The 17,684-nt window shown below is 55.2% G+C and carries 11 protein-coding genes; all 11 read right to left on the bottom strand.

Going from position 1 to position 17,684, the window contains the following annotated elements; genetic code table 11:
• Positions 1 to 96: 96 nt before the first annotated feature.
• The 11 genes from AC0YNS_RS13795 to AC0YNS_RS13745 all read right to left on the bottom strand — a co-directional run bounded on the left by AC0YNS_RS13795 (position 97) and on the right by AC0YNS_RS13745 (position 17,537).
• A complete protein-coding gene (locus tag AC0YNS_RS13795; RefSeq protein ID WP_475781563.1) occupies positions 97 to 1,917 on the bottom strand; it encodes an ABC transporter ATP-binding protein in 1,821 nt (606 codons plus the stop codon).
• A complete protein-coding gene (locus AC0YNS_RS13790; protein ID WP_475781562.1) occupies positions 1,898 to 3,655 on the bottom strand; it encodes an ABC transporter ATP-binding protein in 1,758 nt (585 codons plus the stop codon). The genes AC0YNS_RS13795 and AC0YNS_RS13790 overlap by 20 nt, the downstream gene beginning before the upstream one ends.
• 79 nt (positions 3,656 to 3,734) lie before the next feature.
• A complete protein-coding gene (locus AC0YNS_RS13785) occupies positions 3,735 to 5,147 on the bottom strand; it encodes an ABC transporter substrate-binding protein (protein WP_475781561.1) in 1,413 nt (470 codons plus the stop codon).
• A 150-nt stretch (positions 5,148 to 5,297) separates the two neighbouring features.
• Positions 5,298 to 6,263: a carbohydrate ABC transporter permease gene (locus AC0YNS_RS13780; protein ID WP_475781560.1), complete on the bottom strand. Its 966-nt coding sequence runs from the start codon at positions 6,261 to 6,263 to the stop codon at positions 5,298 to 5,300.
• Positions 6,264 to 6,281: 18 nt separating this feature from the next.
• A complete protein-coding gene (locus tag AC0YNS_RS13775; protein WP_475781559.1) occupies positions 6,282 to 7,157 on the bottom strand; it encodes a carbohydrate ABC transporter permease in 876 nt (291 codons plus the stop codon).
• Entirely contained in the window at positions 7,154 to 9,433 is a 2,280-nt protein-coding gene (locus AC0YNS_RS13770; RefSeq protein ID WP_475781558.1) for a DUF5696 domain-containing protein, read from the bottom strand. Before AC0YNS_RS13770 ends, AC0YNS_RS13775 begins: the two co-directional genes overlap by 4 nt.
• Complete coding sequence (locus tag AC0YNS_RS13765) at positions 9,430 to 11,604, bottom strand: YIP1 family protein (protein ID WP_475781557.1); 2,175 nt, start codon at positions 11,602 to 11,604, stop codon at positions 9,430 to 9,432. The genes AC0YNS_RS13770 and AC0YNS_RS13765 overlap by 4 nt, the downstream gene beginning before the upstream one ends.
• A 17-nt stretch (positions 11,605 to 11,621) precedes the next feature.
• Complete coding sequence (locus tag AC0YNS_RS13760; RefSeq protein ID WP_475781556.1) at positions 11,622 to 12,470, bottom strand: carbohydrate ABC transporter permease; 849 nt, start codon at positions 12,468 to 12,470, stop codon at positions 11,622 to 11,624.
• Between the two features lie 2 nt (positions 12,471 to 12,472).
• Complete coding sequence (locus AC0YNS_RS13755) at positions 12,473 to 13,315, bottom strand: carbohydrate ABC transporter permease (protein WP_475781879.1); 843 nt, start codon at positions 13,313 to 13,315, stop codon at positions 12,473 to 12,475.
• A 115-nt stretch (positions 13,316 to 13,430) separates the two neighbouring features.
• On the bottom strand, positions 13,431 to 16,403 hold the full coding sequence (locus tag AC0YNS_RS13750) for an extracellular solute-binding protein (protein WP_475781555.1): 2,973 nt from the start codon (positions 16,401 to 16,403) through the stop codon (positions 13,431 to 13,433).
• Positions 16,404 to 16,427: 24 nt separating this feature from the next.
• Positions 16,428 to 17,537: an ABC transporter ATP-binding protein gene (locus AC0YNS_RS13745; RefSeq protein WP_475781554.1), complete on the bottom strand. Its 1,110-nt coding sequence runs from the start codon at positions 17,535 to 17,537 to the stop codon at positions 16,428 to 16,430.
• Positions 17,538 to 17,684: the final 147 nt, after the last annotated feature.

Below are 17,684 nucleotides of genomic sequence, written 5' to 3'. Positions count from 1 at the left end.
ACCCCTTGTGGAAGCTGTTCCGTTAAGATCGGCCGTACGAACGCCTGCCTTGCCCGTTTCCATCCCCATGCATCACGCCTATCCGATAAACGCTCCTCATACCAATATACCTCGCGCGTTCAGATACAGCCTGGAATAATAGCCATTTTGTTCTAACAACCTCTCATGATCGCCTTCCTCCACGATTTGGCCCTGATCCAGAACGATGATCCGGTCGGATCGGCGGATCGTAGACAGCCGGTGCGCAATGACCAGCGTAGTCCTGCCCTCCGACACGACCCGAAGCGCGGATTGAAGCAACTGCTCCGTGTGCGAGTCCAGATTGGCGGTTGCCTCGTCAAGAATCAAGATGTTCGGCTGAAAGACAATGATGCGGGCAAACGAAATTAACTGCTTCTCCCCGGACGAGAGCCCGGTACCGTTCTCGGACAGCCGGGTTGCGTAGCCATCCTTCATCCGCAGAACCAGCTGGTCGACGCCGACTCGCTCGCACGCGCGGATCACTCTCTCCTCCGGGATCGATTCGTCGAACAACCGGATGTTGTCGAGCACGCTTCCCGAGTAGAGAAACGGCTCTTGCTGCACAAGCCCGACAATCCGCTGCAGCTTCTTCTGCTTCAGCTTGCGGATATCGAAGCCGTCGATCCGGATGCTGCCTTCCTTCACGTCGTAGAAACGGCACAATAAGCTGATCAAAGAACTTTTGCCAGCTCCGGTTGCCCCTACGATGCCCAGCATTTCGCCCGGTTGGATGTTCAAATCCACTTTATGCAGCACCTGCCTGCCTTCCTTGTAGCCGAATGTAACACCTTCGAATTCCACTTTGCCGGCTATTGTCGCCCTCTTGACCTGCGTGGCTTCCTCCGGATCGCGGACATCGGGCGCCGCATTGAACACGCTCCAAATCCGATTCACCGACACGATGGTGGATTGGACCGTATTCCACTGCTGCGTAATGGAATTGATCGGCTGGAAAAACTGGCGAATGTAGGTAATGAATGCGAAGAGCACGCCGAATTCGATCTGGCCGCCTAACACCGCGCGTCCCCCCAGCCACACGACGAACGCCACCGACAAGTTGCCGAGGATGTCGAAAATGCGGTTAAACACCACCATCGTTCGAATTTCGCGCAAATTGGTGCGGTAGAAGGCGTCGTTGCGTTCCGTAAACTGGCGCTGCTGCTCCTTCTCCTGGTGAAAGACTTGGATGAGATTCATACCGGACAAGTTCTCCGCGGCAAAAGCGATCATGCGCGACAAAGCGGTTCGAACGAGCTGGTACGTCGCTCGCATATAGGCGCGAAAGCTGTACGCAATAAGCGTGATCACGGGAATGATTAGCAAGCTAAACAGCGTCAACCGAACATCCAGCCTGAACATCAGCACGACGATAAAAATCAAGGTCAAGCCGTCCCGCAGCAGGCTGGCCAACACTTGGTTAAAGAACCGGTTCAACCCTTCCGTATCGCTCGACACGTGCGCAATGAGACTGCCGGTCGATACGCGGTCGAAATAGGAAACGGACAGCTTTACCAAGTGCTTGAACATCCCGCTGCGAATGCCGGCCACGATGCTCTGTCCGATCCGCTGAAGCAAATTGTTCTGAAGATAGGTAAACACGAAGCCGGCAACCGCCAGGAGGAAGTAGATGCCGCATAGAAGCAGCAGCGACCGGTAATCCGCATGGTCGGCGGTCAGCACGTCATCAATGGCAATCTTAATTAGATACGGCTGCAGCAAATCGGCCGAGATCGACAACAGAATAAAGAACAAGAGCACGACAAATGACCACCTGTGCGGCTTGGCGTACGTATACAGCGCTTTGACGGCCGAGCCGTAATCAAGCGCGGCATCGGTATCTTGCTGAATGCCCGTACGCTGATCCTGCTGCCAATTGTTAACGATGGCTTTCGACATCCGCATCCCCCTCCTCCTGAATGGCGTAAAGACGTGCATAGAGGCCATCCGCCGCGACGAGCTGCTCGTGCGTGCCCCGCTGGACGATACGTCCTTCGTCCATGACGATAATCAGGTCCGCATGCTTGAGCGCGCTGATCCGATGGGAAACGATGATTGTCGTCTTGCCCTTGCGCTCGGCGCGCAGCGAGTCGATGATCGCTTTCTCGGTCAGCGAATCGATCGCGCTTACGCTGTCGTCCAGGATCATGATCGGCGCCTGCTTGAACAAACCGCGAGCAAGGCTCGCCCGCTGCCGTTGTCCGCCGGATAACGATAATCCCCGTTCTCCGAGCCTCGTCTCGAACCCATCGGGAAGCTCATGAACCTCTTGATGGATATGAGCCTGCAATGCCGCCTTCTCGATCTCATCCAGCGCCGCACCGCGATTACTGAAGCCGATATTTTCGCGGATCGATGTGCTGAACAGGAAGCCGTCCTGCGGGACGTAGCCAATGCTGCTTCTGAGGCTTTCCAAGGTCACGCTGCGAATATCCAGACCATCCGCGAAAATCGTGCCGGCCGGCGGATCGTAGATACGGAGAAGCAGCTTCATTAACGTTGTTTTACCGCTTCCCGTCTTGCCTATGATGCCTACCGTTGCGCCTGGCAGTACCGTAAGATCGATCTCCGACAAGACCGGCGCGGATCCGTCCGGATACGCGAACGACAGCTTGCGGATGTCGATGGCTGCATGCTGCGGGTCTCCCAGCTTAAAGATCCCGGTATCGGGAACGTCCGGTTCGACGCCGAGAAGATCGTTCAAACGTTCAAGGGAAGCCCGTGCACGCTGCATCGCATTGATGACGTCGCCGACCCGCTGAAGCGGATTGATCAACATGCCGATGTACAGCACCAATGTAACGAAATCGCCGAGCGAGATCGTCCTGTTGGCTGTCAAGTACCCGGCGAGGGCGATCGAGGCGATCATCGACAAGGCGCCGAGAAACGGAATGACTGCCTGCAAGAGCGATGAAACGCGCACCAGTTGAAGCTGGTTGTCGCGGATTTGGGCGACCGTAGCGTCGAAGCGGTCCGTCATGATGGCTTCCGCCGCGAATTTCTTCGTGACCCGAATCCCGCTGAATTGCTCCGCTGCGGTTTCCGTCATTTTACCGAGCGATTCCTGTACTTGGACGGAGCGCTTGCGAATAATCGGGCCCAGCCATGCGACGAACCACGGGATAAAGAGCAGCGGGATTAAGCTGACCAGAATCGCATAAGCCGGAATCGAGCTGAGCATCATGGACACGATAACGGAAATGAGCAGAATCGAGGAGTTCGTAATATGATTGATCCCCATCGATATCGATTCCCTGACAGCAGTTACGTCGTTGATCATATAGTTCAGCAGCTTACCAACCCCGTACTTCGAGTAATTGTTCAAGCTGAGCCGCGTGAACTGAATGAACAGCTTCCCCCTGGTCAAGCGCTCGAACAACCGCCCCAGATACATGATTAGAAACTGTCCGCTGCCGCCAAGAACACCGTATCCGAGCGCAATCGACACAACAAGCAAGCTGTATGGCGCAATATCGGCCTGGGAAAGCGTGCCCTTGTGGAGCTCATCCGTGAAACTGCCGATCGTGCGCGGCAATCGCGCCAAAATCACGTTTGCCGTACCGATGGCGCAGACGGCGATGACATAGAGAACCCATTTGGACTTCATATAATCGCTTAATAGCTTCGGCTTTTTCAACTAGCATTCACTTCCCGTATCATTCTTTGGCATCATTACAAAAGCCGGGGCTTTATCGGCCCCGGACTCCCGTCTTCTCTTATGGCGTGCCGACCGTCGTCTTGAGCGTCTCGACATCCTTATTAATGGCTTCCTCGGTTTTGCGGATCGTGGAGTTGACATCCAGGCCGCCGATCGCCAAATCTTCGGCCGCCTCGGTCAGGCGCTTGCCGATATCCAGCTCGTACGGGTGAACATAGTGCTCTTGCAGCGGTTCGCCGATAAACACGTTCTGTACCGACTTGCCCTGCAGCACCGGAATATCGAGTCCGTACTCTTTGTTCAGGTCATCATTGATAATGGCCGGCACCCGGCCGTTGCGCGCGAGGATCCGCTGGCCTTCATCCGACAAAATCTCCTGGATGACTTGGAACGCTTCGTCCTTATGCTCGCTCTTGCTGTTTACAGATAACGAGTGAATTTGGGCTTCCCTCGTCTTGCCGAGCTGATCCGAGAAGTTCGGCGCAGGCGCGATGTCCCAGTTGAATTCGACTCCCTGCTGCCGCAGCTCTTCAAGCGGTCCTACCATGTTGGCCAGCCAGGTGACGCGGATCGCTACGTTCTGGTCCTTCATAAACTGGTCGCGCCCGTAATTCCACGTTTTATCGGCCCCAACATAGCCGGGGATCTCGAATATTTTCTTCTGCAATTCGAATACCCGGCGCCATTCCGGCGTATCAAGCGCCGCCTGGCCCGTTTCCTTGTTCAAATACGGCAAACCCAGGCTCTTCGCCAAGCCGGTCAGGTTATCGACGGACAGGCCGACATAACGCTTGCCGCCTTCCGTACGGGTCAGCTTCTTGCCCAGCTCCAGCACTTCATCCCACGTCAGCTGCTTTTCGGTCGGGTAGGGAACGCCGAATTTATCGAAGATGTCTTTGTTGTAGTACAAGACATGCTGGTTGGCGTTAAACGGAATCGCGTAGATCTGGTCTCCCTTGCCCGCCGTAATCTCCGTGATATAGTTCCACAGGATCGGCTTAATGCGCGAGGTATCGAAGCTGTGCCGCTTGATGAGCTCCCGAAGATCTTCATAGGCGCCTGTGCGAATGATTTGTTGATGGGAGGACGAAGACGAATAGATGATGTCCGGGGTATACGTAGACAGTACTTCCTCGTTGGTCGTTTCCGCCGCGGGCGTGATTCGTTCGATTGTCACGTTCGGGTATTTCTTCTTGATCGGTTCGGCGATCAGCGTATTGAATTCGACGTCGGGGAACGTGCCGCTGGTGTTGTAGAACGTGAGCTTCAGCGGCTCGTCGCCCAGCTTCTTATAATCCGCGGATTCGTTTTTCTGGTTTCCGTCCTCTGTGCTGTTCTCGGTCGAGGCTGCGTTACCGGCTGGTTCATTCGCTCCGGCAGAAGCACCATCGTTCTTGCCTCCACCGCTGCTGCATGCGGCCAACAGGGTAGCCGCCAGCAGTAAATTGACCATTGTAAGTTTCTTCTTCATCTCATGACACCGCCTATAGGTTTAGTAGTTGCAAGACTAGCCTTTCATCGCGCTGACACTGCCAACCTAACGGCTCTTCGATAACAGCGTTGTTGACGACACATGCCGATCACCTCCTTACAAACTAGCTCCATCTCCATCCGAAACCATCTATTCGACCAGACCCGTTCGTTCCACGCCTTCGATAAACCAGCGCTGCGCGAAGAAGTAGACGATGAGCAGCGGAAACACAATGAGGAACGAAGCCGCCATTTTGATCGACTCCTCGTACACCGACATCTCCCCTGCTCCCGCAGCCCTCGCCATCTCCGCGGCCATTCTCGCCAGCGTAATGGACAGCGGCACGTTCTCGGCCGTGAACATGAAGATCGACGGCAAGTAGAAATCATTCCAATTCCAGACAAAGGAGAATAAGACGACAACGACGATTGCGGATTTGGACAGCGGGAACATGACGCGGAAGAACAGCCTGAACGCGCCGGCCCCGTCCATCCTCGCTGCTTCGTCCAGCTCCTTGGGCAGCGTGGAATAGAAGGAACGGTAGATGATGACGAACAACGCTCCCTTCAAGCCATGCCCGAAAATAGCCGGGATGACCATGGGCAGCACGGTATCCAGCCAGCCGAAGCTCTTGAACATCATGATCGTCGGCAGAATGATGACTTGCGGCGGCATGATGAACGTGAACAGCAGCATCGCCATCCAGAAGCGCTTGAACGGAAAGTCCAACCGGGCAAAGGCATAACCGGCCACCGCGCAGGAGAAAACTTGCAGCACCGAAACCGCGCCGGCGAGCGATACGCTGATCGCCAAGCTTTTCGTATAATCGAGCAGCCGCATCGCTTCCCGAATATGGCCAAGGAAGATGCTCTTCGGCACCCAGATAACCGTCGGATCGAGAATGTTCCGGGCATCCTTCACCATGGTCGTGACCATGTACAGAATCGGCTTAATATAGATGAAGGCAACGTTGATCAAGATGACGTACATGACGGTTTTGAATAGAAGGCCTTTATCGATCTCGCCTCCGATCAGCCGGAACCGCACGAATGCCGCGATCCGGTCAATCACCGCAAAAGGCGCGCGCCTTGCTCGTTCGATTAGAATTTTGGCCACTCGCGAATCGCCTCCTTTTTATTGACTCGTGCTGCCCGAGAGCGCCTTATCCACCCTGCTGTAGAGCAGCAGCGTCAAACCGACGAACAGCAATATAATAGTGAAATAAATCCAAGCCAGCGCGCTGGAGCTGCCATAGTTGGCCGTATTCACCTTGCTGATGATCGGGTTGGACGGGAAAGTGAACAAATCGACGACCGTGTACATCAGATTCAGGAAAATGTAGGGAACGAGTCCCGGCAGCGTGATTTTCCAGAAGGTGTTCCATGGCCCGGAGCCGTCAATGCGGGAAGCCTCGTACATCGACGGCGGCAGCGTCTGGCGCCCCGCAAGGAAGATCAGAATCTGGACGCCCGAATACCAGAGCACCAGCACGAATGAGCTCATGACGGTCTGAATCGGATCCGCCCATGACGCGGGAACGTATTCTCTCAGGTATTCTTCGATATGCAGCGACTGCAGGACGCTCAGCGAGCCTTCCCCTTGATTGATAAATTCCTGGACGATTTGGCCGGACGAGAAAATGACGGGAAGAAAGAAAATAACGCGAAACAGCGTACGGCCAGGAAATTTCAAGTTGAGCAGAATCGCCACCAGCAGCGAGAAGACGAGAATGATCGGAATCATCATGATCGACTCGCGCAGGAACGGGATGAGATCCTCGTAAAGCAGGCTCCCGTTCGAAACCAGAATTTCTTTGTAATTGCGGAAGCCGAGAAAGGTATAGACGACCGAATCGACGGTAATCCGAACCTGATGGAAGCTCATGTACAAGGAATAACCGAGCGGAAACGCAACGAAAGCGAGAAAGCCGAATATCCAGGGGGCGATGAAAATCGAGCCTTCGATACTGCGGATCGTCGATGCGTGCAGCCTGGCCTTTCGAATTATCATTGGTCCGCCCCTCCCTTGATTACGGCAAAGTCCTGCGCAGGCACGCGAAGCTCGCCTTGCGCGTAAGCGCTCGCTCCGTAATTGACGATTACGCGCTGCCCGCCTTCGTAAGTCGTTTCCTTCACGTCCTCCGAGATGGAGCGATGACCGATGATTCGCTTATCCTGCACATCGCGCAGCGCCTCGTTCGCCCTCGCGTATTCCTCCGACAGACTGTCCAGCCAATCCCGGTAATTCAGGCTGTAATACCAGATCGAATAAGCATGCCGCAGTTTATCGGACGGAGCCGCGGCGAAGACATAAGTCGGATACGCCCCGTATTCGATGCCGCGCAGAAACTCGGTCCGCGATTCCTGTCTCACGTTCCCCCACTCGGACGTGTACGTGACAGCACCGTGGAGTACGATCTGCGTAAAAGGAACCACCTCATCGACAAACACGTCGAAGGAGTAACTATCCGCGAGGCGGGGGATGTGCTTCAGCCCCTCCCATACGTAGGCGTTGGCATTAACGGCCGTGACGGAACCGAGCGTTTCCTTCGCCTGCTTGAAAATATCGCGTTGAATGCCAATCTCATCGGCGCGGCTAGCCGCATAGCGGCCGTTGAAATCGGTGTTCAGCTGATACCCGATCCCGCCGCCGTCGAACACGATGCCATCCGCGCCAAGCTTCTTGTACTCGCTTAGGTCCGAGGCGATAACCTTGCTGTAAAACCGCGGACTCACGAGCCAGGTATCCTCTCTCGCGGACAGCGTGTTGCCCGAGAGATCGCGCTGTCCGTCCCTTCTATACCAGAAGCCGTCGTCCCCGTTATTGTTGATCGTATAATTGGCCGTTAAATAAACGGGGATGTCCAGCGTATGGGCATAATCGATAAAAGCTTTCATGCCTTTGTTCCCGCCGAGCTTCGACTCCACGGGAAAGTATCCGCCATGCGTGCTGTACCCATCCTGTTGCCAGCCGCCATAGTGCACGACTAAGTCATGAACGCCCCGGTCATAAATGCTTGCAACCAGCTCTTTCGCTTCCTTCGTCGTCGTAGCGGTCAAATAGGAATCGAAGAGCAGGCCCTGTTCGATGTCGCCGCCGACGATGTCCACGTAGAGCGGAATGTCCTTCTTCGGCTCCAGCGGATGAAGCGCGCCGCTTGTCGTCAAATAATTGCGATATTTGGCCGCCATTCCCACGTAATCGCTTTGATCCGGCGGCAGCAAGTAATAGCGGACGGTCCGGCGAGGCGCGTCGAATCGCTGCTCGCTGTACGTGAAGAAACCCGCGTCCGTGCTCTTGCTAACGCTTTGGAAGAAGCGCTTGCGGTACTGCCATTCGGCCGTCACCCAGTTCGACTGACCAATCGAGCCGGAAGGAGCCGCGAACACGTTTGCGTATTCGGCCCCTTCGGTTATGACGGCCGCGAATGCCTGGTCGCCGGACTTCAGGCCGAATACCGGGATCGACAGCCGCTGGCGGTTCGGCTGATCGAAATAGAAGGAACCGTCGTATCCGTAAACCGGTTGATTGAACGTGAGCTGCGGGAGGACGCGGTCGGTCTTGAACCGGATCAGCGCGCCGGAGCCGTCCGGCACGAAAATATAGCCGTCCTGCCCTTGGGAAAATTCTCCTCCGAACAAAGGGTAAAGCTTGGCGCTCAGGAGGCTAAACTTACCGCCTTCCACGATTTGCTCATCGCGGATGGTTATCTCGATGCTATCCTCCTTCAGCGTCACTTCGACCGGAATTTTAATCGTGCCTTTAGGCAGTACGAACGTGACGGCAAAGCCGCTCTCCGTCGTCTTGAAATCTTCAACGTAACCGCCTTCGTCAACTAAACCGACCGTTCTGGACGCCGATTTGTAGTTGGATAAATCCATGTATTCCACGATAACGGGCGAAAGCAAATTGTTCTTCCATGCTCCGCCGATCGTCTCGTTCGGCCACTGGGCAGGATCGGGATAAGAGTACCAAACCTTGCCGGTTTGTTTGCTCACGACCCGGAAATGCCCCGTTTCCTTGTCGGCCGACAGCGTCAGGCTGACGTTCTCGGCAATCTGCTGAAACCTGTCATCAGCCGGGAGCTCCGACTTAAACGGTGTGGTGCCTGCCTTGGGCTTGAAGGAGACTGTTGCTGCACTATTGACGCTCGCGGCGGCTGCTGCTGCTTTTCCTTCCGATGCGGCGTCTTCCCGCGTATGGAATTGAAGAGCAAGCCCGGCCAGGATGGCAACGATCACGATGCCCGTTATAAGGAAGGAAAGCCTCAGTCTGCTGCCGGTCATCGGATGATCACCTCCTGATAGATGGAATAAATAAAGTTAATCAATTCTCCGCTCAAACTGAAGAAGATAAAGATCAGCGTCGCGATGATGGCCAGCGCCAGCAAGGTAAACACGATGTTCAGGATGGCTTCCCCGACGCTGTAGTTGTGAATCCCTTGCACCATCCAGAAAAATTGCAAGAACGTCCACGCATACATCGCCAGCTCGAGAAACCCGAAGATCGACGCCTCGCTTAACGTGAATCCATGAGAGATTATTGTTAGGGGTATACCGATCGAAATAATCGGAAATAAAGCATAGGAACTCCCATAAAACACATCCCGCAGCCGTCCTTCCCCGCGCATCAGGGAGCTGACCAAATAATTCGCTACCACCCACCCGAGCCAAATCGCGGCAAACTGCACCAAGATCGGCCCCAGCTTAACGCCCAGATAAATATCCGGATTAAAGATGAAGCTCGTTTGCGAGCTGATGACGCCTGCAGATACGATCGAAAGCGCAAGCATAAGCAAGCTGCTCGCGAGCCCTGCGCCATACTGGTATCGGATCGCATGGTACCCTTCGATCGGATGCCTGACAAGTGTCCGCACATGCCGAAGCTGTGCATACAACCTGCTCTGCGGGCGAAGCATCCCAGAGCTCGCTGCGGCCCAACCATATTTTCGCGACAGCCTTACGGCAGCGAAACCGAGAATTCCCGCCGCTGCAACGACATTCATCAGAAACCCGAAATGCTCCTGGAACCAGAAGAGCCGGTTCTGCCAGAAGGAGTCCGAATAGCCTTTGTTCACGCCTGCTTTCAGGAACAGGTCTTCTGCAAGCTCGAATTGCTCCTTCTTATATGCCGCCTTCGCAAGCCCGATCAACGCGGGGGTATAGTAAGCATTCTGACGGTAAACCTCGGCCCACAGCGGCTCGCTTTCCTCGTAGCGCCCATCTTGGGTAAGCCTGTTTGCCTGATGGACGAGAGAACCGTACTCGGTCAGCCGCAGCCGCTGAATGAGGCTGTTGACGCTGTCCAGCACCAATAAATCCCCCGTCGAAGTCGTCGCAATTGATGCCGGCGTCTTGACGAGCCCAAGCTTCGTCGTTCCTTCGATTTCGTCGGTGCCCCAGAAGAAGAGCAGGTTTCCGTCAGCGTCATACTGGCTGACGGCGTTATAGAGCGAATCGATGACCGTAAAGTTCCCGTCCGCATCGACGCTGATATCCTGCAGCTGCGGCTCGGCTTTCCGGTGCGCCCACCAGGCAGTCTCGCCGAACGACTTGTTGGCTGAAGCCGGCGTAAATTCGCCGCCCCCTTCCAGCTGATCCAATCCGGCGATATTGAATTTCTTCACTTGCTCGTTGTCGATTTCCTTGGTTACCGTATAGATGAAACCGTTTGGATCGATCGCCGCGTTCACGATAGCTCCAGGCAGCTTGCTTAGCTCCCTCCCGTACATTTCCCGCGTGTAGAAAGCCCGTTTAAACGAATCGAACACCGAGAACTTCACTTTGTTGGAGCCGAAGAAGCTCTGGTAACGGCCTTCCGGGTCGAGCTGGAGCAAACCCTGGAACGCGCCTAGCGTCGTGATATAGAGAAAACCGCGTTTGTCGACGACCAGCTTCGTCGGCTCGTACTTGAACGACTCCGGCAAGTAAGGCGAATCCGGCCGTTTGTACTCGCGCAGCAGCTTTCCTGTCTCATCGAGCCTGACGACCCGCTGATTACCGGTATCCGCCACGTAAATATCGCCCTTCTGATCCACGAACAGACCGTTCGGGCTGCTGAGAGGACTTTCTTTGACCTCGATGAAACGGACCAATCGCCCCTGTTCATCCAGATGCACGATCCGGTTATTTCCCGTATCGGCGATATAGATATGATCCCTGCCGTCAACGAACAGATCCTGCGGCTGATTGAGTGTGCCGATCGGCGTTTCGCCGGCCGCCGCCGATTGGACGGACACTTTCCGAGAAGTCGCCTTGTCTCCGCCGATATCCGGTCCGAGCATCCCCTCCGGCTGATAGGCGTTCTGAATTTGCACAAGCTGCCCATACCCGTCCTTATAGAACGTTTGGTACGGGGAATATGCGCTTGTCACGGACGGGAACAGCGGCACCGCCAGAAATGCGACAAGCATGATCATCGTTGTCGTTGTTGCACGAAACCGCCATCGCCTGCTCAATGATGCGCCCTCCCTCCTCATTTGATTCCCGAATGCGCCATCGTATCGATGACCTTCCGCTGCAGGATGATGAAGAACAATAAGTTCGGCACCAGAATGATTAATGCCGCAACCGCCGCCGCTCCCTGCCGGGCGACATTGTTCGCCAGATTGTTCGTCAGCGTGGACAGGAAGAACGGGAACGTCTTCATATCGTCGTCCTGCATATAGAACGTCGAGGTCTCCAGGTTGCTCCATGAATTCTGAAACGACAGGATGGCGACCGTAGCGACGGCCGGCATGCAGACCGGGATGACAATTTTCAGGAACAAGCCGAACTCCGTCGACCCGTCGATGCGTGCGGCTTCCAGAAGCGCCGACGGAATCTGGTCCATAAACTGTTTGAGCAGAAAGACGGCAACCGGCAGCGCCACCATCGGCAGCACGTGCCCTAGATACGAATTCATCAGTCCCAGCTGGCTGACCACCAAGTAGCGCGGAATCTGGACGACCTCGGGCGCGAACATGAGCATGAGCACGATGGACGAGAACACCAGTCTTTTGCCCGGAAATTCATGCTTGGCAAGCGCGTAGGCGCATAAGGAGCTGACGACCGTCACCGCCACGATGGTCACAGCCGTGATCAGGAAGCTGTTGAACAAGTAACGGGAAAGCGGAATAATCGAATTCGACGTGACCCACATCAGCTCGATGAAGTTCTGTACCGTCGGCTCCTTGACGAAGAAGTTCGGCGGATAGACGAACAGCTCGTGATACGGCTTGAACGCATGGTTGAAGATATAAATGATTGGAATCAGCATGAACGCCGCGAAGGCGGCCATGGCCAGATGAAGAGCGATTCTCGATACGGAGAATGATTTCAGCATGATTACTCCTCCTTGCTTCCGAACAATCCCCAAGCGAGCTTATTCGATGCGTACATCAGCAGCAGGAGAAAGACCGAAATTGCCGCCGCATAGCCCATCTCGAAACGGATAAAGCCGAAATCGTGAATATGGTTGACGATCAGATGCCCGGCGTACTCCGGCGTCGGGTTTTTGCCCGACAGCTCCACGCCGATCGCTCCCGTCTTGAAGGTCGTGACGATCGCCATGACGGCGCCGAACAGCATCTGGGGTTTCATGGATGGAATCGTGATATACCAGATTTCCTGCAGCCTGCTTCGGATGCCGTCGATACGCCCCGCCTCGTACAGAATGGGGTCAATGTTTAATATGCCGGCCAGCATCGCCAGAAAACCGACGCCCATGCTCGACCATAACGACACGGCGATCATCGAATTCATCAGCAGCGCGGGGTCGGTCACCCAAAGCTTCGGCACGTCGATCAAGCCTTGCCCGAGCAGAAAGCTGTTTAGGTAACCGATTCGATCCCCGGACAGCAGCGGCAGCCATATGACCGTCATCGCGATGCCGATCGTGAGCGAGGGCGTGTAGACTGCCAAGGCGATCCACTTGCGGACGTTTTTGCCCAAGAGCGAGATGAGCCAAGCCACGATAAAGCCCGCGATATAACCGCCCGGTCCCACGATGATCGCGAATTTGAACGTATTGGGAAGCGCGTATTTCAAAAACAGCAGATCCTGCGAGATTAAATATTGAAAATTGCTCCATCCGATAAAACGAGGCGGCTCGACCGCGTTGTAATAGGTAAAGCTCAATCCAATCGCAATGACGACCGGTACGACGATGAAGGCGCCGAAGATCAGCATGAACGGGGCGATGAATAAATACGATATCCGGCTGGACCATAGCTTGCTCAGGATGACGTTTGTCTCCCTCTCACGGGTTGCCGTTACCCGGTACGCCGCCCGATAGGACAGTAATCTACTTAACATAGCGGTCGATCCCTTCCCATGGTTTGTTGACATTCGGCAGCTTGAACGGCTTAAGCCGCTTGCCATCGGCATCGATGAAGCCGAATTCTTCCTGCTTCCTGCGGAGCTCCCGGTTAATGTCGCGTACGGCTTGCTCGAGCGAAGCCCGATAGTTCATCTTGCCGATAACCGACCGGTTCCAGGCGTTGTTCGCTTCCCGCTCCAGGTAGTAGCCCCCGGGTACGTTCGGGATATCCTTGTACCATCGCCATTGCTCGAGGATCACTTCGGCGTCCTCCCGTTTCCAAGGCAGGCGGCTGAACGCCTGCACGTTCGACGTATTCCAGCGGAACGCGACGCCGTTAATGGCTTCAAGGTCGGCTCCATATTGCTGCTGAACGTCGGCGGACAACCACCACTGCAGAAACTTCCACGCCTGCTCCTTCTTCGTTGACCGTTTGAAGATGACGTCGGTGCGCTGCCCGCCTCCCGCCCAGCGGGAGATCGCGCCGTCCGCTTGTTTAACGCCGGGTATTTCGGCTATTTTCCAGCGGTCATTCAGCTCGGGCGCGGCCGCAGCCAGCTGCACGTACATGTTGTAATCCGATATGCCGATCGGCATCGTGCCGTCGCGGAAATGCTGATAGAAGCTCGGCACTTCCTTCTCGATCGCATACGTGTTGAACAGATCCGTCCATTGCTTGAACGCCTTGAACGCCTCCGGATTGTCCAGTGCGGTCTTTAAGCCGTCCGGTTCGTAGAAATCGATGCCGTTCTGGTAGAAATATTGCGAGAATTGCGTTGGATTGATATAAAAGTTCATGTAATTCTGCTGCAGCGTCGGCAGGATATCGTAGACATCCTCCCATGTCTGCGGAACCGGGATGCCGAGCTTGTTCAGAATATCCTCCCGGTAGAACAATACCTGGAACGATTGCGTTTCCGGCGTGCCGTAATGCCCGCCGTTGTAGTTAAGAGGAAGCCAGGAACCGGGACTGAACTGCTCGTAAAGCTTGTCGAACCCATTGAATTCGGACAAGTTTGCAAGACTTCCCCGAATGGCGAGATCTACCGGCAAATCCTGGGTTAATCCGAGCGCGAGATCGGGCTGAACATTGGCGGCATTAGACATAAGCAGCAGTTCAGGATTCGCGAGCAAATTAACCTTTACCTCGATGCCGGTCTCCGGCGTGAACGATTCGTCGGCAAGCTGCTGCAGCTGGTCTACGTAATCGCGCCCGCGCTGGACCCAGATATTCAGCTTCTTCTCTTCGAGCTTCGTAATGCTGTCCCTGCTGTCGAATGAATAGCTGAAATTTTGGATACCGCCCCATAGCCTGCTCCACAGAGACGCCTTCATGCCCGGAAAGTCAGCCCCGTTCGGGGCTACGTAGATTTCGTCGAGCTGGAGCGTCTGCTTCAGCAGCGTCTCGATGAAGAGGTTCAGCTTCTCCCGGATCGACGCGATTTCCTCGACGTTATACGGAATTTCCTCCGGCTTCTTAAGCAGCGAACGGATATCCTTGGCTGCCGTGGCCATTCCCTGGCTTATGGAATCTTTGTTTCCGTTGATCCGCACGCTCGTCTGAGACAGCAGCTCCAACCGCTCCGCGATGCGCTGCAGCTTATCCGGCATTTCCGGATAATCCCGTTCCATGATCCAGGTCCGATTGCGGTCCACGACCGCTCCCGTCAATGCCCGCAATTCCCAATCGACCGCATCGAGCTCTTGCGACACCGATTTGACTTCGGCAATCATCGGTTCGACGGGGGCATGAGTGACGGCCAGCGAAATCGTATGCTTCCCTTCATCAAGGAAAACTTCATAGGGGCTGCCTGTCGTGTTTTCGAGCACCTGTCCTTGCCAGCTGGGCGAATAGGGAAAGGCGAAGGCTTGGAACTCCCTGAAAGGAACATGGCCGTCGACGCGAATGGTCCGAAACGACGTTTTCTGGGAAATGACGTTCTGCAGCGTGCGGAATGCGAATTTGTACCGTCCGCTCGCCGGCACCTCGAAGTCCCACGTGATTTCCTGGTTCTGGTCGACCCACCTTGCCCCGCCGACCGTATTGTAGGTGATGCGGCCTTTGGCCCTCGGGAGGGTGCGCGGATTGCGGTCCGAGAATAATTTAATGGCTGTATCGTTCTTATAGTCAAAATCTTCGGCTTGGATCGTAATCGGTCCCGCGCCCTTAGCGTCGCCCGCCGGATAGCCGGCGGAAACTTCCGCATAACTGCCCGGCGTTTCGCTTGGCGCCAGCTCGATGCGCTCCAGCGCCACCGGCTCGTAGCCCGAGAACCGGATCGTATGGGTTCCCTTCGGAAAATACCATTGCAGCGGTCCGGCGAAAGCGCCTGCCGAATCGACCAGCGGCTTGGTGCTCCAATCGGAAATATCCTTCGATCTCGGACGAATTTGATCGCCGTCTCCGTTCTTCAAGATCGGCCGGACATCCTGCCAGGTGCGGTATAGCGCAACGGATGACGCTTCCGCGAACGGCCGCTTGCCGTCGATATTCACTTCCCACAGGATTGGAGCCGTTCTGCCGTCACCGGTAGCGGGCTTGTAGGAAAGGCGGATTTCGTACAGCCCCGCCTCAGGGACGACCGCCTTGAATTCTGCCCATTCTTTGTCCGGAGAATCCCAGCGCAGTACCCCGGCCTTGCCGCCGGATTCGCCGATCGAGAGTTTTCCTGCATTCGAAACCGCCTGCGGACTTCCCGCGGCAACCGTGACGACGGTCTTTGCGCTTTGGATTCCTTGGCTATTCCACGAACTCAAAGCCTGGGCATACGTCAATTCTCCCTCTCCGGGGTCGGCAGGCGGCGGCGTATGCAAAACATCGTCCACATTAGCTGCCGCCGCAACCGTATCCCGGCCGTTCGGACTGCTGTAATGCTGCAGTGCAGCCTGCACGGAGAATACCAGCAAGCCGGCCGCCAGCACGGCTCCACTCGCCTTCCTCCAAAAACGTGTTTTCAAAACGCTCTCTCCTTCCGGCATGGTTTAGAATGAAAACCGTTCGCCGGTTTCCTGGTGAAAGAACAGCATTTTCAACGTGTCCAGCCCTAATCGAACCGTCTCGTTTGATTCGAAATGTACGGCCGGACTGACGCGCGCAATGAGTAAATTGTCCTGGCCGATATCGAGATAGAGATAGCGGTCAGCGCCCATAAGCTCGGCGAATCGATAAGTGCCTGTGATGACGGCCTCCGAGAACAGCGCTTCGAGACTGATGTTCTCGGGCCTTATGCCGAGAATGACTTGTTTGTCGATTTGCTTGTGCTTCCGGAGCGCGGCCGCGATGTCGCCATGAATCGTTAGCTTGAACCGCGAGGTATGAAATTCGAGCAAGCCAAGCGCATTCTCTTCGATTTTGCCCCGAATGAAATTGATCTGAGGCGATCCGATGAAACCGGCGACGAACGTGTTGGCCGGATTCGAATAAATGTGCTCGGGCGTGTCGATCTGGTGAATGATGCCGTCGCGCATGACGACGACCCTGTCGGCCATCGTCATGGCCTCCACCTGGTCATGGGTTACGTAGATGAACGTACTGCCCAGCTCCTTATGGAGTTTAATGATTTCCATCCTCATCGATACCCTCAGCTTGGCATCCAGATTGGATAGAGGTTCATCCATGAGAAACAATTTGGGGTTGCGGACAATCGCTCGGCCAAGAGCGACGCGCTGACGCTGTCCCCCCGACAGCTGCCTCGGTTTGCGGTTCAGATACGGCTCGATCTCCAGAATTCGGGAAGCCTTCTTCACGGCGAGATCGATTTCGTGCTTAGGCAGCTTTCGCATCCGAAGGCCGAACGCGATATTCTCAAATACGCTTAAGTTTGGATACAGCGCGTAATTCTGGAACACCATCGAGATGTCGCGATCCTTCGGCGGCAGGTGGTTGACCACCTGACCGTCGATGATGATCTCGCCCTCCGAAATGTCTTCCAGGCCGGCAATCATGCGCAGCGTCGTTGACTTGCCGCAGCCGGACGGGCCGACGAATACGATAAATTCCTTATCCCGGATCGTCATGTGGAAGTCCTTTACGACCGGATGTTTATCTTTACCGTAGCGTTTGTAAAGATGATTGATCTGCAAGCCCGCCATTGATATCCCCCTATCCTCTTGCCCGTATCCAAATGAAAAAAGGAGATATCCGGTCGGTTTCATAAAGAAACCTGATCAGACATCTCCGAGTGTACGGTCGATTATTTGGTCCAAAATCGCTATAACCAATAAATCCGATGAATTTTG

The organism is Paenibacillus sp. J22FR21 (assembly GCF_056269135.1).
This window is presented reverse-complemented; position numbering and strand designations above follow the sequence as displayed.

Coding starts and splice junctions, on each gene's coding strand:
- AC0YNS_RS13770 (WP_475781558.1), bottom strand. CDS start 9,433: ATGACCGGCAGCAGACTGAGGCTTTCCTTCCTTATAACGGGCATCGTG.
- AC0YNS_RS13785 (WP_475781561.1), bottom strand. CDS start 5,147: ATGAAGAAGAAACTTACAATGGTCAATTTACTGCTGGCGGCTACCCTG.
- AC0YNS_RS13775 (WP_475781559.1), bottom strand. CDS start 7,157: ATGATAATTCGAAAGGCCAGGCTGCACGCATCGACGATCCGCAGTATC.
- AC0YNS_RS13795 (WP_475781563.1), bottom strand. CDS start 1,917: ATGTCGAAAGCCATCGTTAACAATTGGCAGCAGGATCAGCGTACGGGC.
- AC0YNS_RS13755 (WP_475781879.1), bottom strand. CDS start 13,315: ATGCTGATCTTCGGCGCCTTCATCGTCGTACCGGTCGTCATTGCGATT.
- AC0YNS_RS13760 (WP_475781556.1), bottom strand. CDS start 12,470: ATGCTGAAATCATTCTCCGTATCGAGAATCGCTCTTCATCTGGCCATG.
- AC0YNS_RS13745 (WP_475781554.1), bottom strand. CDS start 17,537: ATGGCGGGCTTGCAGATCAATCATCTTTACAAACGCTACGGTAAAGAT.